The 25786-nt window shown below is 46.6% G+C and carries 29 protein-coding genes; 11 read left to right on the top strand and 18 right to left on the bottom strand.

The annotated features are described in order from the left end of the window. Positions 1–88: 88 nt before the first annotated feature. Complete coding sequence (locus FTT89_RS08790) at positions 89–772, bottom strand: M23 family metallopeptidase (RefSeq protein WP_005180807.1); 684 nt, start codon at positions 770–772, stop codon at positions 89–91. A 108-nt stretch (positions 773–880) separates the two neighbouring features. Between FTT89_RS08790 and FTT89_RS08795 the strand changes: the two genes are divergently transcribed. Beyond that, complete coding sequence (locus tag FTT89_RS08795; protein ID WP_016658741.1) at positions 881–1321, top strand: hypothetical protein; 441 nt, start codon at positions 881–883, stop codon at positions 1319–1321. A gap of 97 nt (positions 1322–1418) precedes the next feature. Here the strand turns inward: FTT89_RS08795 and lpxC are convergent, their stop codons facing one another. The 8 genes from lpxC to gshB form a co-directional block, all read right to left on the bottom strand. After that, entirely contained in the window at positions 1419–2321 is a 903-nt protein-coding gene (gene lpxC / locus FTT89_RS08800) for a UDP-3-O-acyl-N-acetylglucosamine deacetylase (protein WP_005180809.1), read from the bottom strand. A 124-nt stretch (positions 2322–2445) separates the two neighbouring features. After that, complete coding sequence (gene ftsZ / locus FTT89_RS08805; protein ID WP_005180810.1) at positions 2446–3633, bottom strand: cell division protein FtsZ; 1188 nt, start codon at positions 3631–3633, stop codon at positions 2446–2448. 160 nt (positions 3634–3793) lie between these two features. Next, positions 3794–5056: a cell division protein FtsA gene (gene ftsA, locus FTT89_RS08810; protein WP_104471924.1), complete on the bottom strand. Its 1263-nt coding sequence runs from the start codon at positions 5054–5056 to the stop codon at positions 3794–3796. A gap of 65 nt (positions 5057–5121) precedes the next feature. Next, positions 5122–5976 carry a cell division protein FtsQ/DivIB gene (locus FTT89_RS08815; RefSeq protein ID WP_005180814.1) on the bottom strand — a complete coding sequence of 285 codons (855 nt, stop codon included), beginning with the start codon at positions 5974–5976 and terminating at the stop codon, positions 5122–5124. Positions 5977–5979: 3 nt separating this feature from the next. Further along, the gene (locus FTT89_RS08820) at positions 5980–6909 is read right to left on the bottom strand and encodes a D-alanine--D-alanine ligase (protein WP_016658739.1); all 930 of its coding nucleotides are present in this window, start codon (positions 6907–6909) and stop codon (positions 5980–5982) included. A 56-nt stretch (positions 6910–6965) separates the two neighbouring features. Continuing rightward, a complete protein-coding gene (gene murC / locus FTT89_RS08825) occupies positions 6966–8414 on the bottom strand; it encodes a UDP-N-acetylmuramate--L-alanine ligase (RefSeq protein ID WP_016658738.1) in 1449 nt (482 codons plus the stop codon). A 12-nt stretch (positions 8415–8426) separates the two neighbouring features. Next, positions 8427–9524, bottom strand: a complete 1098-nt coding sequence (gene murG, locus FTT89_RS08830) for an undecaprenyldiphospho-muramoylpentapeptide beta-N-acetylglucosaminyltransferase (protein WP_075167283.1) — start codon at positions 9522–9524, stop codon at positions 8427–8429. Positions 9525–9847: 323 nt separating this feature from the next. Next, on the bottom strand, positions 9848–10786 hold the full coding sequence (gshB, locus tag FTT89_RS08835) for a glutathione synthase (protein WP_180172841.1): 939 nt from the start codon (positions 10784–10786) through the stop codon (positions 9848–9850). Positions 10787–10903: 117 nt separating this feature from the next. Here gshB and FTT89_RS08840 point away from each other — a divergent pair, with 117 nt between their 5' ends. Further along, positions 10904–11092 carry a DUF3565 domain-containing protein gene (locus FTT89_RS08840; RefSeq protein ID WP_016658735.1) on the top strand — a complete coding sequence of 63 codons (189 nt, stop codon included), beginning with the start codon at positions 10904–10906 and terminating at the stop codon, positions 11090–11092. Between the two features lie 5 nt (positions 11093–11097). On the opposite strand, the gene FTT89_RS08845 is transcribed toward FTT89_RS08840, so the two are convergent. Together FTT89_RS08845 and pyrE are read right to left on the bottom strand one after the other, a co-directional pair. Continuing rightward, positions 11098–11868, bottom strand: coding sequence for a hypothetical protein (locus FTT89_RS08845; protein WP_104490352.1), 771 nt, complete (start codon positions 11866–11868; stop codon positions 11098–11100). Positions 11869–11961: 93 nt separating this feature from the next. Next, positions 11962–12612, bottom strand: coding sequence for an orotate phosphoribosyltransferase (pyrE, locus tag FTT89_RS08850; protein ID WP_075175540.1), 651 nt, complete (start codon positions 12610–12612; stop codon positions 11962–11964). A gap of 40 nt (positions 12613–12652) precedes the next feature. Here pyrE and FTT89_RS08855 point away from each other — a divergent pair, with 40 nt between their 5' ends. Next, a complete protein-coding gene (locus FTT89_RS08855; RefSeq protein ID WP_016658733.1) occupies positions 12653–13474 on the top strand; it encodes an exodeoxyribonuclease III in 822 nt (273 codons plus the stop codon). A gap of 493 nt (positions 13475–13967) precedes the next feature. Then, complete coding sequence (locus FTT89_RS08860) at positions 13968–14318, top strand: Spx/MgsR family RNA polymerase-binding regulatory protein (RefSeq protein ID WP_016658732.1); 351 nt, start codon at positions 13968–13970, stop codon at positions 14316–14318. Between the two features lie 96 nt (positions 14319–14414). Here FTT89_RS08860 and FTT89_RS08865 read toward each other — a convergent pair whose 3' ends face one another. Continuing rightward, the gene (locus FTT89_RS08865; RefSeq protein ID WP_163145380.1) at positions 14415–14852 is read right to left on the bottom strand and encodes a DUF2147 domain-containing protein; all 438 of its coding nucleotides are present in this window, start codon (positions 14850–14852) and stop codon (positions 14415–14417) included. A gap of 155 nt (positions 14853–15007) precedes the next feature. Here FTT89_RS08865 and FTT89_RS08870 point away from each other — a divergent pair, with 155 nt between their 5' ends. Further along, positions 15008–15919: an alpha/beta hydrolase gene (locus FTT89_RS08870; RefSeq protein WP_104513183.1), complete on the top strand. Its 912-nt coding sequence runs from the start codon at positions 15008–15010 to the stop codon at positions 15917–15919. A gap of 63 nt (positions 15920–15982) precedes the next feature. Here FTT89_RS08870 and FTT89_RS08875 read toward each other — a convergent pair whose 3' ends face one another. After that, on the bottom strand, positions 15983–16546 hold the full coding sequence (locus FTT89_RS08875) for an FMN-dependent NADH-azoreductase (protein WP_005180838.1): 564 nt from the start codon (positions 16544–16546) through the stop codon (positions 15983–15985). Positions 16547–16778: 232 nt separating this feature from the next. Here FTT89_RS08875 and FTT89_RS08880 point away from each other — a divergent pair, with 232 nt between their 5' ends. After that, complete coding sequence (locus FTT89_RS08880; protein ID WP_180172842.1) at positions 16779–17969, top strand: GGDEF domain-containing protein; 1191 nt, start codon at positions 16779–16781, stop codon at positions 17967–17969. Between the two features lie 3 nt (positions 17970–17972). On the opposite strand, the gene FTT89_RS08885 is transcribed toward FTT89_RS08880, so the two are convergent. The 4 genes from FTT89_RS08885 to FTT89_RS08900 form a co-directional block, all read right to left on the bottom strand. Next, positions 17973–18659 carry a glutathione S-transferase family protein gene (locus tag FTT89_RS08885; RefSeq protein WP_005180842.1) on the bottom strand — a complete coding sequence of 229 codons (687 nt, stop codon included), beginning with the start codon at positions 18657–18659 and terminating at the stop codon, positions 17973–17975. A gap of 331 nt (positions 18660–18990) precedes the next feature. After that, complete coding sequence (locus FTT89_RS08890) at positions 18991–19761, bottom strand: transporter (RefSeq protein WP_104471935.1); 771 nt, start codon at positions 19759–19761, stop codon at positions 18991–18993. Between the two features lie 16 nt (positions 19762–19777). Continuing rightward, the gene (locus FTT89_RS08895) at positions 19778–20320 is read right to left on the bottom strand and encodes a hypothetical protein (RefSeq protein ID WP_005180844.1); all 543 of its coding nucleotides are present in this window, start codon (positions 20318–20320) and stop codon (positions 19778–19780) included. 149 nt (positions 20321–20469) lie between these two features. Beyond that, positions 20470–20832, bottom strand: coding sequence for an HPF/RaiA family ribosome-associated protein (locus tag FTT89_RS08900; RefSeq protein WP_005180845.1), 363 nt, complete (start codon positions 20830–20832; stop codon positions 20470–20472). Between the two features lie 247 nt (positions 20833–21079). Between FTT89_RS08900 and puuE the strand changes: the two genes are divergently transcribed. From puuE to FTT89_RS08925, 5 genes are all read left to right on the top strand, one after another. Continuing rightward, positions 21080–22054: an allantoinase PuuE gene (gene puuE, locus FTT89_RS08905; protein ID WP_104500520.1), complete on the top strand. Its 975-nt coding sequence runs from the start codon at positions 21080–21082 to the stop codon at positions 22052–22054. Between the two features lie 124 nt (positions 22055–22178). Further along, positions 22179–22682 carry a 2-oxo-4-hydroxy-4-carboxy-5-ureidoimidazoline decarboxylase gene (gene uraD, locus FTT89_RS08910; RefSeq protein WP_104513180.1) on the top strand — a complete coding sequence of 168 codons (504 nt, stop codon included), beginning with the start codon at positions 22179–22181 and terminating at the stop codon, positions 22680–22682. Further along, positions 22679–23005, top strand: coding sequence for a hydroxyisourate hydrolase (gene uraH, locus FTT89_RS08915; RefSeq protein ID WP_075168214.1), 327 nt, complete (start codon positions 22679–22681; stop codon positions 23003–23005). Before uraD ends, uraH begins: the two co-directional genes overlap by 4 nt. Positions 23006–23106: 101 nt before the next feature. Continuing rightward, positions 23107–23832, top strand: a complete 726-nt coding sequence (locus tag FTT89_RS08920) for an outer membrane protein OmpK (RefSeq protein ID WP_104513179.1) — start codon at positions 23107–23109, stop codon at positions 23830–23832. Positions 23833–23930: 98 nt separating this feature from the next. Further along, complete coding sequence (locus FTT89_RS08925) at positions 23931–24470, top strand: GNAT family N-acetyltransferase (RefSeq protein ID WP_180172843.1); 540 nt, start codon at positions 23931–23933, stop codon at positions 24468–24470. A gap of 35 nt (positions 24471–24505) precedes the next feature. On the opposite strand, the gene hpxO is transcribed toward FTT89_RS08925, so the two are convergent. Further along, entirely contained in the window at positions 24506–25663 is a 1158-nt protein-coding gene (gene hpxO, locus FTT89_RS08930; protein WP_075175542.1) for an FAD-dependent urate hydroxylase HpxO, read from the bottom strand. Positions 25664–25786 lie beyond the last annotated feature (123 nt).

Raw genomic sequence — 25786 nt, forward strand, 5'->3', positions numbered from 1 at the left:
ATTCTTTTGAGTGATAATATAATCGTTATAAGGTCTTAATGCATGACGTGCTCAAAAATTAGGCCTTTTGAGCAAAAGCCGCAAGCTGTTAAGGCAGCATTGCCAGGTAAGTCGATGGGTTTTTACGAACGCCGTCTTTTACTACTTCATAATGTAAATGAGGACCGGTACAACGACCTGTACAACCCACGTTTGCAATATGCTCACCTGCAGCAACACGGTCGCCGACACGTGCAATTAAGCGTGATGCATGAGCGTAACGCGTTAAATAGCCATTGCCATGGTTAATTTCAACATATTGACCATAACCTGTACCCCAACCTGATTTAGTTACGATACCCGGGCCAGTGGCATAAATTGGTGTGCCGCTTGGCGCTGCTAAATCTAAACCTGAATGACGTTCAGCACGACCATTCATGGTACGACCGCCATAGTTAGAGCTCACGCGGGCATTGGGTAAAGGATGCGCCACTAACCAGCTATATGGATTAGCGCTATAAGATTTCGCAGAAGACGCTGAACCGTATTTTTTCGCTAAAGATTCGTTGTTTAGTTCAACCGTTTTTTCACGCAGTTTGACATTAATTTCAGTTTGCGCCGGAATATTGATGTCTTGTGACTCGCTATAGGTCCCTTGTGCCAGGGTGCGGGTCAATTCTTCAATACGGTCTGTCGATGAATTTTGGCTGTTTAAGTCAACCAGATCAGCAAAAGCCACTGACGCCGCAGAAGCCGCCAAAGAAAACGCTAATAAAATACGTCGCGTATGCATAAAAACCTCATAAAAACTGTTCTTACTCAGAGTTCCTTGGTGATCTCTTCCTTGATCTTCACTGAAAGGAGCGCATAAGATTAAGACATAAACATGAAGGAAATATGTATGTCCGAACCTTGTAACGTCTTTCGCCAAACAAGAAAACACATAAAAACAGGAAACCTAACGTTTCTCTCAACGCAAGTTGCTGCCTGGCAGAAACTTACTCAAATTATTCAACCCTTGTTGCCCCAACCCGAACTTTGGCAGGTTGTTTGTTATCAGCAAGGGATTCTTACCATTACTGGCACCAATCAGGCGATGGTGAGTCAACTGGCCTATTTGCAAAAACAGTATGTTGCTCAGCTATCACAATTGGCAGAACTTCAAGATTTACACAAGATTCAGGTCCGGTTAAAACCGCAGTTGCAAACGCCCCCAAAACAGGAAAAATCTTCAAGAACACTCAGTACAGAAACCCAGGAAATGCTTCGCGGTGCTGCTGACTTTGTGAGCGACCCTAAGCTTAGCCAAGCTTTGTTACGTTTGGCAAGCAATAAAAAGTAACATTGCGCCAATCTAAAAAATACAAAACCGATAAAAACGAGAATTAGTTCACTTTTTTAGATGTTACATTATAACATCACCAAGGAAAGACAATGACTTATGTCACACTCACATACGGAATTGGACATTGATTAATGTCATCAAATGTTACAATTTCATAGCTGCTTGGATCTTTTTGCACATTCCGCAAGAGCTGGTTATTCAGTGCATGACCCGATTTATATCCATCAAATTTCGCAATAATTTGATGACCGAGCAAATACAGGTCACCTACCGCATCTAATATTTTGTGACGAACAAATTCATCCGAGAAACGCAGGCCCTCTTCATTGACCACACCAGTGTCATCGACCCCAATGGCATTTTCCAGGCTGGCACCCAAGGCCAGATTGTTGGCTTTTAAATAATCCAGATCTTTCATAAAGCCAAAGGTGCGTGCTTCACTGACTTCATAGACAAAGGTTTCGGTAGAAAAATCGATAGTGGCAGACTGATATTCTTTTTTAAAGGCGGGATGATCGAAATCGATGGTGAAATTGAGCTGGAAACCGTCATGCGGGGTGAAGATGGCACGTTTATCATCAATTAGCGCTTCAACCGGTTTTAAAATCTTGATGAATTTTTTTGGCGCATCCTGCTCTTTTAAACCACCCTGCATTAATAAATAGATGAAGGGACCGGCACTGCCGTCCATAATTGGCACTTCAGAGGCGGAAACCTCGATAATCAGGTTATCAATTCCCAGACCCGCCAGCGCACTCATAATGTGTTCAATGGTGCCGACTTTGGCATTGTCCTGAACCAGATTCGAGCACATAAAGGCTTCCTGAATCAGCATGGCATCGGCCGGAATATCGACCGGTGGATTCAGGTCAATACGGCGAAACACGATTCCCCCGTCAGCATGGTGCGGCACAAAGTTAATCATGACTTTCTGTCCACTATGCAGACCTATACCACTCGCTTTCACGACACGTTCTAGGGTACGTTGTTTCAACATGCTCTCAATTCATCTGTATATAAAACCGCTATACGTTAGCATATTTAGCCATTGATAAAAAACAAAAAGGTAGCCATTTGGCTACCTTTTACAAGTTCTGGAATAAAAATCTATATCGTAAAAATTATTTACGTTGTTGATTTTTAAGATATTCCTGAATACTCATTGGCGTTGGACGTGAATTATTGCTGCTGCCTGCAGTCGCATTGATGGCCGGCGCTGCCTCTGCCTGACGCTGAATGGCCGGAACATCATCTTCTTCAACCGGCTGTTGAGCGGTTGCCTGTGCAGACTGCACCACTGAAGAACGCTTGACTGGCTCAACGGCATCGGCTGAATTACGGGTCAAACCAGTGGCAATTACGGTCACGCTGATTTCATCACGCGCATCCGGATCAAATACGGTACCGTAGAACACCTGACCTTCATCCAGGTCGACAATCTGGTTGACAACATCGGTAATTTCTTCAATTTCACCAAAGGTCACGTCATCACCACCGGTCACGTTAATCAGAATACCTTTGGCATTCATGATGGTCACGTTATCGAGTAATGGACTGCGAATCGCCTGCTCTGCTGCCTGACGGGCACGGTTTTCACCACGACCCAGACCGACACCCATCATGGCATAGCCACGGGTACTCATGGCCGTTTTCAAATCGGCAAAGTCAAGGTTGATGTGACCCGGACGTACCACTAAATCAAAGATACTGCGCACGGCATTTAACAGCACGTCATCTGCCTTTTTATAGGCATCTTTCATGGAAATGTCGCGGAACACTTTTAACAAGCGCTGGTTTGGAATGATGATCAGGGAATCAACATGCTGCTCTAAAGCTTCAATACCTTTTTCCGCAGATTGCAGACGACGTTTACCTTCAAAGTTAAACGGTGTGGTTACGACACCGACAGTTAAAATGCCCATTTCTTTGGCAATTTCAGCGACAACAGGTGCAGCACCGGTACCGGTACCACCACCCATACCGGCAGTCACAAACACCATATCGGTGCCTTCTAGCTGCTGGCGAATCAGCTCGCGGCTTTCTTCAGCAGCGGTTTGACCCACTTGCGGATTAGCCCCTGCGCCCAGACCACGGGTACTTTGCTCACCCAGCTGGATTTTGCACTGTGCATTCATGCGGTCCAGTGCCTGTTTATCGGTATTGGCACAGACAAATTTCACACCCTGGATATCTGATTCCAGCATATGCTGTACGGCGTTACCGCCTGCACCACCTACACCAAATACAGTGAAACGGGCTTGACCGTTGTTATCGGTTTGATCATCTTCAAAAAATTCAAATGAGGCCATGACCTTTAGCTTTCCTAATTCATAATTGGCAGTCACTTCAGCCCGTATACTGCCTTGATCTTAATAAAAAATTGTTTTTAAGAATGCTGTCCAACGGCTGCCTTGTCAAGTACAAGCGGTAATCCGTACAACTTCCTAACAATATTCCCTAAAAAATCAACTAAAAAATTGATTTCAGTTTTTCGTTGAGTCCTGACCAGGCACGACCTACACGCGCCCAGACCGATAAGGTCTCCGGGTCTTCGGTTTCGACAATGGTGTCCTGACTATAGCTCTGGCTATACATCAGCACGCCCGCTGCGGTTGCATACTGCGAACGGCGTAAGGCAGCCTGATGCGGTTCATCGGCATAGACCTGCACCGGCGGATTGCCCAAATGCGCAGATACGCCCAAGGTACGGCGTACCAGACTGACCATGCCTTCAATCTGACAGGCATCACCAGCCAGCACCACACCATGATATAAGCCATGAATTGCGCCGCTGTTTTCCAGTTCCTGACGGATTTGCGCAAAAATTTCTTCATAACGCGCAATAATAATTTCCGACAGTTCAATCCGGCTGATGGTTTGCGGACCATCAATGCCCTGAATCTGAATCATGTGATCAGGTTTGACCACTTTTAAATCGACGCAACCGTGAAGCAGTTTAATGCGCTCGGCTTCTTCAGTGGTGGTCTGCAATACCGCCGCGATATCACGAGTGACATGCTCACCGCCACGCTGCAGGGTTTGTGACAACGCCAGACGGCCGTCCAGATAAACCGCAATATTGGTAGTACCGGCGCCAATATCAACCAGGCACACGCCATATTCTTTTTCATCTTTCAGCAAACTGGCTTCAGCGGTGGCCAGATGCGACACCACCATTTTTTCTACACCAATATTGGCCCCTTTTAAGGCACGGTCCAGATTCTGCATGGTGCTAATCGGCAGCATCATCAGCTGATAATGACCGGTCATGCTGTGCGCCGACATACGGATCGGGTTTTGTACCCATTCACCGGAATCATCCAGATCAAAGCCCAATGGCACCGCACTGACCAGATAATGGTCTGAAGTTAAATGGCTGGCTTTGGCCAGATCTAAAGCACGAACCACTTCACTTGTTGTAATTGTGTGGTCACTATTTTCAATCGGGGTACGCCCCGCAGCATAAAAACTTTTTAATTCTGCACTTGGAATAGAAATCCAGGCTGAATGCACCCGGCATTCCGCCATATCTTCTGCTTCTTGAACGGCATTTTTAATGGCTGTAATGACTTTATCGAGACTTACAATTTTTCCTTTATTCATGCCTCGGTTACGAGCGGTAGCCATACCAATCACTTGGATATTGTCTGGCGCGTGTACCTTACCAATCAAAACTGAAACTTTGTGTGTCCCAATGTCAATCGCAACAACCGAGGGAACAGCTTCACTCATTTATTTACTACCATCACATGTTTGTTTAATTAATGGCTTAATGCCTCTATTTTTAAAGCCAAGTATTATGGCTTTGCTGCTATTGCATTCGCAATGCTTGTGTCATCAATCGTTACAACAAAATGACCATTGGCAATTTTTGGTGCCACCGAGTTTTTCCACTGGATCGCCAGACCATTGCGGTAACGCAGGTCAATTGCAGAAATCCTGGACCATACCGGCTTGAAGTCACTTTGCGCCAGATGACTCAGACGCTGCAATTTACTCATGGTCTGATCCTGATCCACAATCACCCGCAGGCCAGAATCAAACTGCATAAACCAGGTCATCCGGTCGGTGAGATATAACTCTTTTAAACGCAGATTCACCGGTAAAAATAACTGGTTAATTTCATTATAGCGACGCATCATCATTTTGGACTGATGCATCGGGCCATGTAATAACGGCAGATGCTGATTATTCTTGGGTGTCACTTCCGAAAACACATCACCGCTGTCACTGAGTAAACGTCCGGTGCCCCAGCGCGCAATCGCATGGCGTGGCATGACCCGTAAACGGATGGCATTCGGCCAGGCGCGTGACACCACCACCCGATCGACCCAGGACAGTTCCAGTGCGGTATCACGAATCTGTTCCAGATCGGAAGTAAAATAGTTATCTGTGACCACTGGCGAAACATGGGTCATGACCTGGCGCAGTTCGGCATTGGAACGGGTACCGACCACGTCCAGTTCAGCCACGCGTGCATCGGTCATGACTTTATATAGACCATAGATTCCTGCTGCCAATACCACAATCGCCACGCACAGCAATACCCATCCACCCAGGTTCGTCAGCTTTTCTTTACGCGTCGGTGGCTTATCGTGAATCGAGGTAATCGCTGCGCGTTTACGGCGCATGGAAGCAGGAAGTTGAGCCATGGCTTAGTGGGTCGCATCCGTTAAGGTTTGTTCAAGAATTGCCACGCACAAGGCATCAAAACTGTAGCCCACCGCCTGCGCGGCTTTTGGCACCAGTGAGTGACTGGTCATGCCCGGTACAGTGTTGACTTCAAGCAGCCAGAAATTGCCTTGTTCATCCTGCATTGCATCAATACGGCCCCAGCCGCTGGCACCTACCGCCTGGAACGCACGCAGGGCCAAGACCTGTAACTGCTGCTCTTCCGACTCGGTTAAGCCACATGGAATGCCGTATTGCACATCATTACGGTTGTATTTGGCTTCATAGTCATAGAACGCCACATCTTTAGGCGGTTCCAGACGAATCACCGGCAAGGCCTGACCGTTCAGTAAGACAATCGTGAACTCGCGACCGGTAATCCATTTTTCAGCCATCACCACTGCATCATGCTCGGTGGCTTTGGCAATCGCTTCAGCAAAGTCTTCAATACGTTCGACTTTGCTCATGCCAATACTGGAACCTTCATGTACCGGCTTGATAATCAGTGGTAAACCCAATGCAGCGACAATATCAGCCGGGTTTGAATCTTTGGTGACAATACGATACGGCGCTGTTGGCAGCTCGGAACCTTGCCAGACCTGTTTGGTTTTGACCTTGTCCATGCCAATGGCTGAACCCTGTACGCCAGTACCGGTATACGGCACATTCAGCCATTCCAGTACACCCTGAATCTGGCCATCTTCACCGCCGCGGCCGTGCAGGACAATAAAGGCACGATCATAGTTGACCAGTTCGGTCACACTACGATCTTTCGGGTCAAACGCTTCTGCCTGAACGCCTTCGCGCAGCAGCGCATCGAGCACTGCCTGTCCACTATCCAGAGACACCCCACGCTCGGCAGATTTTCCACCAAATAACACGGCAACTTTGCCGAACTTTGAAGCATTTGACACGTTTATATCCTTAAACTTTACACTGAGCGACCAAATTCAAATATCACTTTGGGTGATTATTTTAAATACAATTTATTTTGAGCAAGCTCGATGGAGATTGCTCCTACATTACCCGCACCTTGGGTCAATAATAAATCATTCGGTTGTAACACTTTTTGTACCAGTGTTTCCAGATTGCCTTCAACCGGATCAATCAGGATCGGCTCAACCTGACCACGCAGACGGATACTGCGTGCCAGACTGCGACTGTCGGCACCCACAATGGCTTTTTCACCGGCAGGATACACTTCCAGCAACAGCAGTTGATCGACCTGCGATAACACTTCAACAAAGTCATCAAAACAGTCACGGGTACGGCTAAAACGGTGCGGCTGGAACAACATCACCAGACGGCGGTCCGGATGGCTCTGACGCGCTGCTTTAATGGTGGCTTCCACTTCTTTAGGATGGTGACCATAGTCATCGACCAGTTTGATGCTGCCACCGTCCAGTTCAAATTCACCTTGCACCTGGAAACGGCGACCTACACCACTAAAGCCTTCCAGTGCACGGCAAATCGCACCATCAGAAACACCTTCATCCGTCGCCACACCAATGGCGGCCAAGGCATTCAGTACATTGTGCAGACCTGGTTGATTCACGGTAACACGCAGTGGCTCGCGGTCTTTACGCAATACGGTAAAGTGGGTACGCATACCGTCCTGATCAACATCGACTGCGCGAATATCATTGTCTTCATTAAAGCCGTAGGTTAGCACCGGACGGGCAATGCGCGGCATAATTTCACGGATGTTGGCATCATCACCACAAACCACTGCCAAACCATAGAATGGCAGTTTGTGCAGGAATTCAATAAAGGTATCTTTTAGCTTGTCAAAGCTGCCGCCATAAGTATCCATGTGGTCGGCATCAATATTGGTGACAATCGCTGCCATTGGCTCCAGATGCAGGAAAGATGCATCTGATTCATCGGCTTCAGCCACAATATAACGGCTCGCACCCAGTGCAGCATTAACCCCGGTACGGTTCAGCAAACCGCCTATCACGTAAGTCGGGTCCAGATTTTCTTCTGCCAGCATACAGGTAACCAGGCTGGTGGTGGTGGTTTTACCATGTGTTCCGGCCACGGCAATCCCGTGACGATAACGCATCAGCTCACCCAGCATTTCAGCACGGCGCACCACCGGAATACGGCTCTCAATAGCGGCTTTAACTTCCGGGTTTTCCGGATCAATTGCAGTAGAGACTACCAGTACATTGGCGCCCTGAATATTATCTGCGCTATGACCAATAAACACCCGAATGCCATTTTCTTCCAGCTGGGCTGTAGTTTTTGAGGCTTTAATATCTGAACCGGAAACATCATAGCCCTGGTTTTTTAATACCTCGGCAATGCCACACATCCCGGCGCCGCCAATCCCGACAAAGTGGATATGTTTGATACGACGCATTTCAGGCACTTTAATCAGTTCTTTTACTTGATCAGCAGGGATAGATGGAGACATAGTTTACTCGGTTTACAAATCTTGAATTAAAGCAACCACATGTTGGGTTGCATTAGGTTGTGCCTGTTGACGCGCCTTGCTGGCCATTTCAGAGAGCAGTTGGCGGTTCATCAACGGCATTAACAGTTCTTTTAAGCTGTCCGGGGTCATGCTGGCTTGCGGACAGATTTTTGCCGCGCCCGTCTTGGCCAGGAATTGTGCATTGGCCGTCTGATGGTCATCCACAGCGCTTGGCAAGGGCACAAATACCGCAGCCACACCCGCGGTTGCAATTTCCGTAACCGTCAGTGCGCCGGCCCGGCAGATAATCAGATCGGCATCGCTATAGGCCTGTGCCATATCTTCAATAAAGGGTTGCACTTCAACCGTTAAGCTGTCCGGCTTGTTGGCATAACGCGCTCGGGTGCTGTCTGCATGATTTTGCCCACACTGATGATACACATTTAAAGGTACATTCAGCTGTTTTAAGGCTTCAGGGACACGTTCATTCAGTGCCTGCGCGCCCAAAGAGCCGCCAACAATTAAAATACGCAGCGGCAAACCTGCTTTTTCACGTTCCTGATAACGCCAGGATGGGGTTAGAGTCGCGCTAATTTCTTTACGCACCGGGTTGCCAGTGGTGACAATTTTAGTGCTGGCCGGAAACGTATCCGGGAACGCCTGACAAACAGTGTTGGCAATACGCGACAGCTGGGTATTGGTAAAGCCGGCAATTGCATTCTGCTCATGAATAATGACCGGAATACCAAGCAGACGTGCGGCCAGACCACCCGGTCCAGCCACATAGCCACCAAAGCCGGCGACAGCCTCTACTTTGTGTTTTTTCATTAACTGCATGGCGCTTAAGGTGGCTTTTAGAATTTTAAAAGGCGCCATCAGTTTGCGTGCCAGCCCGTTACCGCGCACGCCTTGAATATCAATCTGATAAATCGGAATATTCTGGTTTTGTAATAAACGGTTTTCCATGCCTGTAGGCGTTGCTAACCAGGACACATGGATTCCCTGCTGCTGGAGTTCTTTTGCCACGGCTAGGGCTGGGAACACATGGCCACCAGTGCCTGCGGCCATCATCATCACATGTTTAGGCTTGGTTTGCGCTGCATCAGTCACGGTCTAATTCTTCAATCCAAATATGGCTAATGAAAGTTCTTTATAAGCGCTCAATTGTAATCACAATCGTATGAGCTTGAAAGTTTATTTACTTTTTTTCACCAAGCGGCTCATTGTTTTTTTCAACAGTTTTGAAAGTTTAAACTAGTTTTATTATTAATTCACCGAAATTGTTAAGTTTCCTGCATTTTTCACTAAATTATGTCGACTGGTTTTGATTTACAAAATCGCTATAATTTTCTTGCTCAACGCAGTTTTTCAAGCTCAAATCTCGCTTAAGAATACAAAAAGAGCCACCCAAGGTGACTCTTTTGAAAGATAGATTAACGACCGGCTTCCAGTACATCAAACAGGGTATCGGCAATTGAGGTGCCGAACTGGGCATCAATTTCACGGATACAGGTTGGACTGGTCACGTTAATTTCAGTGACATAGTTACCAATCACATCCAGACCGACAAATACCAGACCTTTTTCACGTAAAAATGGCCCGACTTTGGCAGCAATTGCCTTGTCATTGTCGGACAATGGACGTGCTTCACCCAGACCACCAGCGGCCAGGTTGCCACGCACTTCGCCGTTTTGCGGAATACGTGCCAGACAATACGGAATTGGCTTGCCATTGACCATTAAAATGCGTTTATCCCCTTCTACAATTTCCGGAATATAACGCTGCGCCATAATTGGCTGGGTGCCGTTATTGGTCAGAATTTCAATGGTAGAGCCAATATTCACACCATTCTGATACAGACGGAAAATGCCCATGCCGCCCATCCCATCGAGCGGTTTCACAATCACATCGCCATGTTGCTGAATAAATTCACGAATCAGGCTTTGCTGAGAGGTCACCAAAGTCGGCACCTGCAGCTCCGGGAACTGGGTCGCAAACAGTTTTTCATTACAGTCACGCAGGCTTTGCGGCTTGTTAATAATCCACGCTCCTTCGCGCTCTGCCTGTTCCAGAATATAGGTGCTATAGACAAAGTTCATATCAAATGGCGGGTCTTTACGCATCAGCACCACATCATAGGCTGCGATGGATTCTTTTTGTTTTTCGCCCAGCTCATAATAATGGTTGTAATCTTCAAAGACTTTTAACGGGCTGATTAGACCGAAAGCCTTGCCCTGATCAATATATAAATCTTGTTGTAGTGCATAACCGAGTTCATGACCCCGACGTGCCGCGGCCCACAGCATGGCCATGGTGGAATCTTTTTTCAGGTTCACCGTTTCAATCGGGTCCATCACCACAAGTACGCGCATAATGACTGCTCTTTTAAAATTGCTATGATGTGGAGTATAACGGAGATTCGCTGCCTGTTTTTCTGAATTTGAGTAAAGCTTTGCAGCGCTATATTTGCTGATTTCAGGAAGCTGCCCATGCAACAGCCAATTGTGGGATATCATTTAGATGAAGAAAATCATTGGGTCGCAGAGCTGGCCTGTGGTCATGGCCAGCATGTGCGGCATAATCCACCGTGGCAGAACCGGCCCTGGGTGATGACGGAGCAAGGACGCAAAGAAAAATTAGGGGTGATGCTGGAGTGTAAGAAGTGTGAGGAAGGATGATTTTGTTATTTATTTTTCCTTCTTATTTCATGAATAGACAATCTACGTTCTATTTTTTTAAAAAGATATGCATCCTGATCGATATCTAACTCTTTATTGCGACGTTTTACATAGCTCATATAATTCAACTTTTGTTTTAGCTCATATTCATTCCAATGAGTTTCTTCTGCTTTTGATTTTTTATCTAAAAATGCAGTTTGCCTATTAATATTTTTACTCATACTTTCTAAAGACTTTTGAATTCCTGCTAATGCTTTGGGAAGAGCTTCTTCAAAACTCTCTCCTAATTTATAAATTTTTAGTTCTGAAGTATCAATTTTATATGTATTCTTATATTTCTTTCCCTTTAAATCCTCATATCTGATCTCAGCATTAAAAATAAGATTAAAGAAGTATTCACTATCTAACTCTTTAGGATTTAAACCAGTAAAACTTAGATAGTCCGTATATTTAGAATCATTCGGCGCTAAATAATTGACTCCCTTAATCATAAAATCTCTTTGCATAAAAACTTTAATAGCTTTTTGAGCAGTAACTAAAAAAGAAGCATCGAGTGAAGGTTCAGGAAATAATTTTATTTTTACGTTATGAGCTCCTCCTTTTCCTACATTTGTAATTTTTAAACGTAAAAAATGGATTCTGTACTCAACAGGTTCTAACTTAATGTCTATCAATGGTTCGGTTTGAACTTTTCTAAGTTCCCTATTTTCTTTCCAACCCAAAAAAGTCGCTATCGATGCTGCACTTGCAGCAATAGCTGAAAAACTTGCGATCATTAAATTCCAATCTAGATTCATTTTTGTTTTTTATAAAAATAAAGCCCTATCATGGATAGAGCTTTATTAAAAATCAATACGTTGTATTAATTATTAGATCCCATACTTCACACGATAGGCTTCCATCTTCGCCAAAGCCTCTTTTTCACCTTTGGCATCTAAATAATTCATCAAATCTTTCATGGTAATTAAGGCATGTACCGGAATTTCTAGCTCTTTTTGAACTTCTTGAATCGCAGACAAATCACCCTGCCCTTTTTCCTGACGATCTAGCGCGACCAGTACACCGGCAATTGTGGCACCCGCATTTTTTAAAATGGTCACCACTTCACGAATTGCTGTACCTGCGGTAATCACATCATCAATAATCCAGACTTTTTTACCTTCAACCGACGCACCGACCAATACACCACCTTCACCATGATCTTTGGCTTCTTTACGATTAAAGCCCCAAGGCACGCTCACACCATGATTTTGCGATAAAGCCACCGCCGTTGCCGCCACAAATGGAATGCCTTTATAGGCTGGGCCAAAAATCACATCAACATTTTCACATTCTGTTAACTTGGCTGCATAGCCTGACGCCAGTAATGACAAGGCTTCGCCATCATTTAATAAACCGGCATTAAAAAAATAAGGACTCACGCGACCCGATTTTAAAGTAAACTCACCAAATTTAAGCACACCACGTGATAATGCGAGTTCGATAAAAGCTTGAGGGTTAAATGTCGCTTGCGTTGACATGAGGTGCTCCAAAATTCATAAATTGAGGTAAGACCTGCGCATGATACCAAAGAGTAGCTATCCGAGTGATCAAAAAATTCTTCGTGTGGTTTCAATTAACGTCAATGGCCTGCGTTCTTCGGTCAGTAAAGGCCTGCTGGAGTGGATGGAAAAATCAGAGGCTGATGTCATCTGCATTCAGGAAAGCCGTCTGACCCATGCGCAGTGGACTGATAAATTCAAACCGGAAGGCTGGTATACCCATCTGTTCGCAGCTGAACGTCCGGGCTATGCCGGCACCGCCATTTACAGCCGCCTGCCATTTGTGTCTATTCAGGATGGTTTAGGCTTTGAACTGGCCGACTCCCAAGGCCGTTTTGTCACGGCAGAATTTGATTTAGGGCTGGGTTATCCGGTGCATATCTGCTCACTGTATCTGCCATCGGGTTCATCGGGTGAAGAAGCACAGGCCCGTAAAGACCACTTCCTCGAAGAATATACAAAAATCCTGAAACAATGGCGCGATGAAAATAAATCGATCATTGTCTGCGGCGACTACAATATCGTGCATAAACGTATTGATATTAAAAACTGGTCAGGCAACCAGAAATCTTCCGGCTGTTTACCGCATGAACGTGCCTGGCTCGATCATATCTATGATGATCTGGGCTATGTCGACACCTTCCGTGAAGTGCGCAAAGAAGCCGAACTGTATTCCTGGTGGTCGAACCGTGGCCAAGCGCGTGCCAAGAACGTTGGCTGGCGGATTGACTATCATGCCTGCTCACCGGACTGGAAAGCACGTACCGTCAATGCCTGGGTCTACAAAGAGGAATGGTATAGCGACCACGCCCCGGTGATTATTGATTATAAACTCAACTAAAAACCTCTATTGAGTGAACAATTGTTCACTCAATAGAGGTTTATTTCCGACATATTTTGTCGTCATTGAGACCTTTATCTGCTTTTTAAATCGGCGCATTATTGCAGCACGGCAAAGGGACAGTGTCAGGATGACAGCAAAGGGACAGGAAGCCGTAGGATGCAAATAAACAAAGCCATGATGGTCTTTGTTTCAAGGATGTGACATCGGACGTTGTAGTGAGACCCGCATAATCAGGATGATTAAATGCGGGTTTTCTACATCTGGGCTTTTATTTTTTATATTGGCTCTTTGCTTTTCGTTTTTTTCTTAGTACGAATAATTCTTCTCAAGTGTTGTCTTGTTTTTCTGCCACTATTATGGCGCGGTAGCGTTGCATTTTAATGACGGTTTAATTTCAGAACCATGAACTCAATATTTATACCCGCTATAGTGCAAAACCAATTTTTTGGTTAATCTCTTGAGCATTGTGTTTCTTGCTGGAATCCGCTTTATGCTTAAAATTTATGGTATTAAAAACTGCAACTCCATGAAAAAAGCCTTTGATCTGCTCAATGAACTGGGCCTGGCTTATGAATTTCATGATTATAAAAAACAGGGGATTGATGCAGAAACGCTAAAACACTGGCTGGATGCTGAAGGTCAGGACAAAATTCTGAATAAAAAAGGCACCACCTGGCGCAAACTGTCGGAAGCGGAACAGGCACAAGCCCTGTCCAGCGAAGCAGATTTAATTGAAGCCTTACGCACTCACAACAGCCTGATCAAACGTCCTGTGCTGGCCACCGCAGACGGCTTTATTGTTGGTTTTGATGAAACCGCCTATCGCGCCTTAAACGGATAAATTCTTTTTATCTACCTTTTACTTATCCGTTAAAAATCAAAAAGCCTGATGCATCTGCATCAGGCTTTCTGGTTTAATCCGTTTCTATTGGCTGGCTTATTTCACACGAACCCAGGTCTGGTTACGACCCAGCGCTGCTACGCCAATATAGCCACGCAATTGTAATTTCTGCCCGTCATCAGCCAGTTGACCTTTTAACTTGTAGGTTTTACCTGATTGCGGATCCAGAATTGAACCGCTGTCATAGTTGGTACCACCCGAATTCTTTAAACCACGTACAATGGTTAAACCTTTCAAGGATTTGTTTTTGTAAGGTCCTTCACATTTTGTACAGGCATTTTCTTCACCCGGCGTTAAAATGGACTGAATTGTTGCAGTTAACGTGCCATTTTTCTGCTCGGTAAATTTGACGGTTGCTTTTGCTTGCTTGGTTTTGTCATCAATTGTTTTCCAGACAGTACCATTTAGCGGATCAGCAGCATTCGCCAAAGCTGTTAAACCCATTAATCCTAATGCCAGTGCAATTTTTTTCATTTTTTTTGATTCCCTAGTCTAGTGTTAGACAGCCTTAGTATTAAAAAGTCACTACAAATTTGCAATTTTTGAATGTGACCATTTAGTGTAACCTTGTAAATTGTGTTGGTAAATACGCAAGCACAGGCCAAAATCAAGAACAAGATGGAAGAACAATGAAGATCAACCCGTTATTGAAACAAATTTTCACAGAAGGCTTTTTAAAAACCACCATCCGCCTGCCAAGCCAATATAATTTACCGCATAATCCGCTGCGTTTCGCCCTCGAACAGATGTGCCGGCTGTTTCCGACCAATAAAACTGTCGAAGTCCGCGCTTTACGTCTGGCTGGCCTGAAAGCCGAAGAAATCAAGCCACAAGATGAAGCCACCCAGCTGATTTTCTATATTCACGGTGGCGCCTTTTATTTAGGGTCTTTAAATACCCATCGCCCATTTCTGACTGAACTGGCCGCCCGCACCCAGATGCAGGTGATTCATATCGATTATCCGCTGGCGCCTGAAAATCCATTCCCGGAAGCCTTAGAAGCAATTTTTGATGTCTATCAGACCCTGCTGGATCAGGGCGTACAGGCCAAAGATATTTTGCTGGCAGGAGATTCCTGCGGCGCCAATCTGGCGCTGGCCTTAGCCTTAAAAATCCGTGATGAACAGTTACCGCAAGTCAGCGGCCTCATGCTGCTTTCACCATTTTTGGATTTAACCCTGACCAGTGAATCAATTCGTTATAACCGCAAACACGATGCCTTATTGTCGATTGAAACTCTGGAAACCGGGATTCAATACTATGTGCCACCGTCGGTCGATCGTGGTGATCCGCGTGTTTCGCCGCTATTTGATGATTTAACCGATTTACCACCAACCTTGGTGCAGGTGGGTTCTAAAGAACTGCTGCTGGATGATGCGCAGCGTTTTCGTGACAAGGCCGAACAGGCGGGCGTGAAGGTCAGTTTTAAACTGTATACCGGTATGTGGCATAACTTTATTATGTTCTCACCGTGGTTTGATGAAGCCAAAATGGCGCTGGCCGATTTAGCCGAATTTGCCCATCAGCAGGACCAAGATTAAAACGCCATAAAAAAAGGTCAGTAGAAACTGACCTTTTTTGTGATTAATGCAGCGCCGTAAAGCTTAGATTTTGGCAATCTGGTCTAATGCCGTAGTAATCGCCTGATCTTTAATATCGCTCATGCTAACCCCTTCAGCACGTACTACTTCAATATCACTGACACCGGTAAAGTTAAACACGGTTTTCAGGAATGCTTCCTGGAAATCAACCGGGCTTTGTTCGCCATAGACACCACCGCGGCTGCTGGCGATATACACTTTCTTGTCACCTGCCAGACCGACCGGGCCATTTTCGGTGTATTTAAAGGTACGACCTGCCACGCTAATCCGGTCAATCCAGGCTTTTAAAGTCGATGGCAGACCGAAGTTATACATGGCTGCGCCCACCACCACGACATCAGCATCTAGATATTGTTGCAGAATCTGTTCGCCTAAAGCGCTTTGCTCGGCATTTTGTCCCATTAAAATTTCAGCGGTTAAATGCGGAATGGTCTGTTCAGCCAGATCCAGATAGTCAACTTGGGCCGCTGTATTTTTCGCCTGTAGCTGGTTCACAATAGCTTTAGACAACTGACGTGATACAGAAGCGTCGCCTAAAATACTCGAGTCGATATGCAAAATTTTCATGGGAGAGAATCCTAAACTGTGATTTTTTCAATAGCGCCATTTTACTGCAGTTTAAAATAGAAATAAGTGATTTAAACAACACACACTGTTGCACCCATGCAACGATATTTTCCCGAAAAGTACAAAAAATAGCCACTACCAATTCTCTAAAATCATGATATGTTAGGTTTTATTAAAATAATTGTATAAAAATGAGACTTTAGACGCTCATTTTTGGGGTCGTGATTCACGCATGAAAAGTCGCATTGCGCACAGTGCTGTGCCCACATTTAAATACAAAGTCACCCGTTATTTACTCGAAAAAGAAGTGGTGATGAACTGGAGCACGTTAAACAAATGTATTCTGATGCTGTTTCTGGGCAGCCTGATGCACGTGATCTGGGCCATCTGGAAAAGTGTGGTATTACTCACCCCGGAACTGTGGCGCTGGGTCAATCTGGCCTTGTTAAAACAGCAGCTGGTCATTAATTTATTCGGACTGTTCGTGTTTATTGGCATGATTGGCATCTGCCACTACTTTCGCAAACAGGACTGGACCCGGCGCTATATGCCCTATATTGCGGTGGCCACCTTTGTGGTCAGTCTGTGCCGCGATGGCTATCTGGTCGGGGTGCGGAGTCCGGCCACTATGGTGACCTATATCAGTCTACCCACGGTCGGTCTGGTGCTGTTTGAACGCAGAATTGTCTATTCGGCCTTAATTCCGGCCACACTGTATCTGGTCAGCTGCGGTTATTTAAGCTTTTTCGGCCAGTTAACCTATGCACCTTTATTTTTATTAACCGACTTTCCTTATAAAAATGGCTTCTGGGTGCTGTCGATGCTGTTTTTTATTGTGCCGATTCTGCTGACCTGCCTGGTGCTGTTTGAAATTCTGCTGAGTCAGTGGCGCTATCGGGAGGCGCTGATTGCACATTTAAGTCAGGTCGATCCGCTCACCAATACCTTTAACCGGCGCAGTATCAACCAGTGTCTGGAACAACTGAACCACAAACAGGCACCCAGTTATGCAGTGATTCTGGTCGATCTGGATCATTTTAAACAGATTAATGATGAGCATGGCCATCATAAAGGCGATGAAGCCTTGGTCCAAGTCTGTCATGTGCTGGCCGGCCATATCCGCGAGCAGGATGTGCTGGGCCGTTTTGGTGGCGAAGAATTTATTCTGGTCCTGAAACAGGCCACTGCGCACCAGGCCAAACAGGTGGCCGAGCGCTGCCGGCAGGCCATCACCCAGATTGAACTGTATGATGAACATAACCAGCCCATCCATTTTACCGCCAGCTTCGGGATTGCCTTATCGCACCACAATACCCCTTATGAAAAGCTGCTCAGTCAGGCCGATCAGGCCCTGTATCAGGCCAAAGCCTATGGCCGTAATCAGGTGGTGCTGTATCAGCCGCTGGAACCAGCAGCCTCTTAAGACTTAGCTAGAGGATGGTTCAGACTGATAAGGCTCCAGATAATTGACCCAGTCTTGTTCCTGTTTCGCGGCCTGTTCCCAGGCCTGCATTGCCGGATGTTGCAGCATGGTCTGCATATAATACTGGCTGTCTTCATTCACGGGCAGCGCATAGCTTTTCAAACGCCAGACCACCGGTGCATAAAAGGCATCAGCAATCGAGAAATCACCACAGAGAAAACCGCCTGGGTCCGGACGCTCAGACCAGATCTGACAGACACGGGCTACATCGTCACGTAAATCAGGTTGCTCAGCCCATAACGTCTGTCCGACTTCTGCCAGATCAGCGCGAATATTCATGCCGCAATGGTTACGCAGTGCCTGAAAACCGCTATGCATTTCAGCAGCCAAAGCGCGTGCCCGAGCCCGCTGTGCCCGACCAGCCGGCCATAGCTGGCGCTCCGGAAACTGTTCGGCCAAATATTCACAAATCGCCAGTGAATCCCAGACCATTAGCCCGTCATGTACCAAGACCGGTACCTTGCCATTCGGGTTAATTGCCAGTACATCCTGTTTAAAATGGCCCGTGCCGCGTTCTTTAGGAAAAGGTAACAGCACTTCACGAAACGGCAGTTCAAAAGCAGTAAGGACCAGCCACGGCCGCATGGACCAGCTGGAGTAATTCTTGTTGGCAATGTACAGTTCCATCATGACTCATCCTCCTGTTGTTGTTTTTAATATTCACGATCGCTGGGCAGTGCCACCTGATGAGATCAAGGGATATGGCGCCAAAGCCTATACAAAGCGACTTAAAAGCTAAAGTTTAATGGGCGGACAGGCCTCGCGCTTATCCGCTGTGATCATCACCATCATGATAGCGTGATCTGCCAGCGCCTGTGTCGAGATCTGTAGCAATTCTGCTGCTAAACCAGATATAAAAACGGCCTGTGAACAGACCGTAAGCAGAATAAGTTGCAGCTCTCTAGCAGTCAGCGAGAGACTCTACTCCCCCGCTTTCTACAGCGCCATAACCAGAGCACACTTAGAACAGGAAGGCCACACCTAAACCGGCATGATAACTTTTATCAGCGCCATTTAAATCAACACCGACACTGGCATCCAGCTGGGTACGTGCATTTAAGGCATAAATCAGACCTGAACCCAAGGCATATTCCACTTTCTGGCTTTCTGCTTTGCGGTAAATAAACTCGGAGAAGCCGGCCCATTTATCGCTGAGCTGATATTGAATCCCCGGCACTGCCTGCAAAGCCCAATTGCTGTCCTGCCACTCATAACGCATGCTAATTGAGGTGGTCAGTAAATCATTATAGGCATAGGCCACTGCCGAGCTAAGGCTGTAAATATCCTCTTCGGCACTAAAACCATCATTCCCGGTGGCAATCTGCGCTTCGGCCAGCACCGCCATCGACAGTTTTTCATCATCCAGATCAATGGCATGTTTCAGACCAATGCTGACATCCCCCAGCCCATCTTCTTCAACCGACTGGCCAGCACTTTTTACCCGGCTCCAGCCCGGACCCTGCCAGCCCAGCTGTAATTCTAGATTATCCGCCAGACCGGTACGCAGTAAGGTATCGGCGTGCAGCTGAGTAATTTCCTGCGTCAGACCATTGTCATCTTTGGTTTTCTGATAGTGCGCATTGGCCAGCGCCTGCTCCCAGGCCAACTGACCGACCGGCGTAATTCCGGTGCTCATGCCCACACCCGGACGGTCAAATGCAAACTCGGCGGCAAAGACCTGACTGCTGACTGCAGTCGCCACCATCACACCCAATAATTTCAATGCTGACATAGTGTTTATCTCAATTTTAAGCCAATTCTTTGGTCATTTTCGCGCCATGGGCACGGAGCAGTTCTAAGGTTTGCTGTTCTTCAGGCAAGGCTTCAGCCCAGTTAATTTCATCAAAGTCGCAATCAAAGAATAAATCACTGATGGATGACAAAATGGTCAGGCCATCTTCATCTTTACGGTTTGGATCGACGTTTTCTTCAAGCAGGCGCTTTACCGCAGGTGCACAGGCGGCACTGGCGGCGTCCCATAACGGGCCATAGACTTCTTCCGCATCCCACAAATGCAAATTGACCTTGGCCTGAATTAACGCGTCCAGAATTTCCATATGGACGGCCAAATCCTGCTGTTTTTGTGCTTCATTGTGCGGCTGGCCCGCCTCATAGGCCTCGCAAATGGCTTCCCACCACTGAAACAGGCCATCAGACCAGACTGAAATTACCGGGCCTTTTTCAGGATCAATAAAATTCGGATCAAGCCCCGCGGCCAGAAGCTGTTGCACTTGGGCCTGATCTAGTTCTTCTATGGCTTGCACCAAGCGTTGTTGTTGTGCCGTTAACATGCAGAGAGCTCTCTTCAATCAAATCAATTTCGTTCTATTATGCCCAATTCAGTGAAAATTGTTTAAGCGAAATGTAATCTTGTCGCATGAATTTGCTATAAAAAAAGCCCCGATACTGGGGCTTTTCTGCTTTTCAGCCAATACCTGTCTTATTCGTCGACATCGGTATCTAGGTCAACTCGACCCGGCTGTCCACCACGCGGATGTTCTTTTTTCTCAAAGACATGCTCCAGACTACGTTTTAAACGGTCAATGGCGCCATGAATTGCGGTATCGACATTATGACCACGATGATTGACCACCACAGGCTTCAAGCCGGCCGGGCGTGCTTCAATCATACATTTGATGTCATCATCTCCGCCTTTGTCCCCGTTTTCATCACTTAAATGTACGGAAAAATGGGTAATACGCTCACTATGGCGTTTAAATTCATCACTTAGCTCTGCACGTACGTAACTAATTAATCGTTCGCTACCTTGGATGTTCTTATCTGTACGGATTTCAATATTCATAATCTCATCCTCTCTTTCTTTCGTTTTCTGAATCTTTTTTGTGCAAAACTATTTTATCTTGGCACGTTTGTCGCTTGCTGTTTTCCAGCATATTGAACATCTTCAACCTAATTTGGACGCTACCCTCCACATTGAACGATGAACACTTTTGAGTCTGCAGAACCGTGTCCTTATACTTTGAATATCGGGCCTAACTCAAAAATATGCAAGCAATATTTGATAAAAATTAGCAAAAGGATAACCTGTTGTGACAACTGCTTACTTGCGTGGCCAGGCACTGATTGACTCAATCCGCTCTGCCCCTTATTCACGTGATTTAATTGGCTATCATGGCCAGCCGCCACATCCGCAGTGGCCGAATCAGGCACGTATTGCGGTGCAATTTGTGCTGAATTATGAGGAAGGCGGCGAAAATCATATTGAACATGGTGATGCCGGTTCCGAGCAGTTTTTATCTGAAATTGTCGGTGCGGCCAGTTTTCCAGCCAGACATATGTCGATGGATTCGATGTACGAATATGGCTCGCGGGCCGGTTTCTGGCGTATTCATCAGGAATTTCAGCGACGTCAGTTACCGATGACCATTTTTGGGGTCGGTATGGCGCTGGCACGAAATCCGTATGTGGTCGAGGCCATTCAGCAGGCCGACTATGATGTGGTGTCGCATGGGCAACGCTGGCTGCATTATCAGAGCATGGACATGGCCACTGAACGCCAGCATATGGATCAGGCGATCAGTGTCTTGGAAACCCTGTTTGGTCATGCACCCATTGGCTGGTATACCGGCCGCGACAGTCCCAATACCCGCCAGTTACTGGCCGAATTTCCACAAATTCAGTATGACTGTGATTATTATGGCGATGATTTACCGTTCTGGCAGACGCTGACCAATGCCCAGGGCCAGTCACGGCCGCATTTAATTATTCCCTACACCCTCGACAGCAATGATATGAAATTTGCCGCTGCAGCCGGCTTTAATAGCGGCGAGCAGTTTTATCAATACCTGAAAGATGCTTTTGATGTACTCTATGCCGAAGGAGAAACTGCACCCAAAATGCTCTCGATTGGTATGCACTGCCGTCTTTTGGGGCGCCCGGGACGCTTTAAAGCCCTGCAACGCTTTTTAGACTACATTCAATCGCATCCACAGGTCTGGATTTGCCGCCGCGGTGATATTGCTGCGCATTGGTATCGCCATCACGCACCAGAACCCGTCAAATAAAGAAAACTCGCACCAGCCTTGTGCAGCTTTAGCCGTCTCAGTAAAAAATTGGCTTTTCACCGAAATTTGGCACTGATATTGCACTTTTAGCAACAAAATTAAATGTAATGATGAGACCCTTACTGTGCAACTGGATCAATTTAATCAGGCCCCTGAAGCTGAGATTCACCAATTCTTGCAGCAATGTGTACACATTCCGGCATGGGCAACTGTCATTGCCCAACAGCGTCCTTTTGAGAGTATCGAGCAACTTTTAGAGTTTTCACGGCAGCTGGCCAGCCACTGGAGCTGGCCTGAGATTCAGGCCGCACTCGCAAACCATCCTCGAATTGGCGAAAAACAGGCGCAGCAGCAACTCACGGTACAGGAGCAGGTATTTTCAGCCCGGGAACAGGCTGCCGTCCAGCTCAATAGCGACACCCAGCAGGCACTTTTACAGGGTAATCTGGCCTATGAAAAAAAATTCGGGTTTATTTTCCTGATTAAAGCCTTTGGCTTGAGCAGTGAAGATATTCTGCAAGCCTTACAGTATCGTCTGCTGAATGATGCCGACACTGAACAGCGCATTGTGCAGCAGCAACTCTCAGACATTGCCTTACTGCGTTTAAGCCAGGAGCTTCAGTCATGATCAGCACCCATATTTTAGATACCCATTTGGGTCAACCGGCTACCGGCGTGAAAATCCGGCTATTTAATCAGCAACAACAGTTACTGGCCGAAGCCGAAACCAATGCCGATGGCCGGGTCACAGCCGCCGATTTTGCTTTGGCCGACTGTCCGGAAGGCTCATATAGTCTGGAGTTTTATACTGCGGCCTATTTTGAGCAAAAAGGCCTGGACAGCTTCTTTCCTAAAGTGGTGATTTACTTCCAGATTAAGGAGGCGACACAGCATTATCACATCCCGTTACTGATCAGTCCTTTTGCCTATTCGACCTATCGTGGCAGCTAAATTTGGTCGGAAAATTGCCAATAAAAAGTTAAATTTGGCTTTATTTTTGCTTAATAACCTGTATCCTTGACACGCTTTTTGGGGAAGACGAAGACACCGTTATGAAACTTACACAACTTGCTGCACTTTGTGCATTCTCAACCACTACTGCCTTAACGCAAGCGGCGCCAGTATGGCAGGACTTTAGCCTGACTGGTCTTTATGGCACCAATTACGAACAGGTTTTTTATGAGGCAGAAGAACAAGCAACCTTAACGGTTGAGTATGCTGCCAAAGTAAAATACGCAGACGTATTTTTCTTCATGGATCGTAGCCGTGATGAAACTGATACTAAAGCTACCTATTTCGAATTGGCACCACGTTTAAGCCTAGGCGAAGTAACCGGTCAAAACCTGGCATTTGGTCCGGTGAAAGACGTATTAGTAGCCACTACATGGGAAGGCGGTGAAGGTTTCGATAACTTCTTATACGGTGTCGGCTTTGCTTTAGATATTCCATATACCCAATATGCGAACATCAACTTCTATCGTGCTAATAATGAGAGCACGAAAGATGATTATCAAATGACCATCACCTATGCTGTACCATTTAAACTGGGCAATGAAGACTTCCTGGTTGATGCCTTCCTAGACTGGTCAACTGCTGAAGGTCCTCAGCATGCCAGCGAATTAAACTGGACTTCTCAGTACAAATGGAATGTGGGTAAACACATTTCTCCAGAAACACGTTTATACGTGGGGGTTGAACACTCAGTATGGAACAACAAATATGGCCAGAAAGGTAAAGACCAGAATGATGTCAGCGCGCTGGTGAAATACCACTTCTAAGTCATTTACATGACATAAAAAAGCAGGACTCCGGTCTTGCTTTTTTTATGTCCGCAGCGGCATGATAATGCGCTTATTCCTACCCTGATGTACTGCTTATGCGCTTTCATCTTCGTCCTGCCACCGAACACGATCTTGCTGCCATTCAGGCGATTTATAACCCGGAAGTGCTACAGCATGTAAACACCTGGAATGAACAGCCCTTTGATCTGGCACATTTCCAGCACTGGTTCCAGCAATTACAAAAACAGAATTTTCCGCTGCTGGTAGCCGAACATCTGGACACCGGACAAATTGTCGGCTATGCCGATTATTCCACCTTCCGCAGCATCAGCGGTTTTAAACATACAGTCGAACATTCGGTGTTTATTGACCGTCAATTCAGCCGGCAGGGTTTGGGCAAACAGTTGATGCAGGCCTTAATCCAGCATGCACAGGCACATCAGGTTCATGTGATGGTGGCCGCCATTAACCATGACAATAGCGGTTCAATTGCCTTGCATCAGCAATTAGGTTTTCAGCATTGCGGCTATATGCCCCAAGTTGGAAGAAAATTCGGACAATGGCGTGATCTGGTGCTGATGCAACTCATTCTGGATCCAGCATCAGAGCAGCCAGCCTCAACACCAGTCGATTGACCTGTATTTCTTGAAAAGCATCCTGCACAGAAAGTTTAATCCAGCGGATTACCGACTATATTGCTGATAATGCCTTTCATGATATGTGGCCCCTGCTCTTGGCGCAGTTCGGCATACCAGGCTTCCGTCACCTGCTGGTCTTTCATATGCGTAACATCACAGCGTTTACGCGCGCGCAGCACCAGTTCATTGGCGCGCTCATTGCGTTTATTCTGGTAGCGGCTTAAGGCATCCTGCACACCCAAGGTATTAATTTGTAAGGCACGTGCCAGATAAATAGCATCTTCCATGGCCTGACAACCACCCTGCCCAATATCTGGCGTGGTGCTATGTGCGGCATCTCCCACTAGCACCACCCGGCCTTTATAAAAATTGGCGAAAGGCTCAATATCATGAATTTCCACGCGATTGGTGCGCTGTTCATCAATCGAGTCTATCAGCTGCTGCACCTGCGGACACCAGCCCTGAAAATACTGTTTTAACAGTGTTTTATACTGGCTGCGGTCATTCTCCAGTCCGGCCGCTAGCGGCACATCAAAGAAAAAATAAAAACGCTGATCGGCCACCGGCATCAGGGAAGCGCGCTTGCCTTCTCCGACAAAGGTAGTCCACTGGTCGGCCGGGGCCAGCTGTTCGGACACCTCCACCAGACCATTCCAGTTGACATAACCGGCATAACGGCGCGCGACGGTTTCATCCAGTACATAGGCGCGGGTTAAAGAGTGGGTACCATCGGCCCCGACCAGCAGTTCGGTTTGTAGCTGTGTGCCATCAGCAAAGCTGACCGTCACCTGTGAACCATCTTCCTGGAGTGCCACCATTTTCTTGCCTAAATAGATGTGCTCACGACCAAATGCATCCATCAGCATATTTTGCAGTTCCGCGCGCGACACCGGATACGGACGCTGCCCGACTTCTTCAATTAACGGCGTCAGGCTGAACTGGGTCATCACATCACCGCTCAGGCCATCGACATAGGCCAGATGATCCATCTGCCCGCCTAGCTCGGCCACCTGCTCGGTCAGTCCGAGGTAATTCAGGCACTTCACCCCATTGGACCACAGGGAAATGGCCGCGCCCACCGGAAGAATCTGCTCAGCCTGTTCATAAATACGCACTTCATGGCCAAACTTTTTTAGTGCAATCCCTGTGGTTAATCCGCCAATACCTGCACCAATAATTGTAATTTTCATTTTTCCTCCCAAGGCTTGCCTGTCAAAACTGAACAGCTGAAGCGAAAAACGTGCCATTTCATGCTTAGCCTGGGTCGCATGGCCAGAAGTTGGCACAGGCTGTGCTTCTACCCGTAGCAATAG

The sequence above is a fragment of the Acinetobacter sp. YH01025 genome (assembly GCF_013420185.1).
In the GTDB taxonomy this organism is placed as follows: Bacteria; Pseudomonadota; Gammaproteobacteria; order Pseudomonadales; family Moraxellaceae; genus Acinetobacter; species Acinetobacter indicus.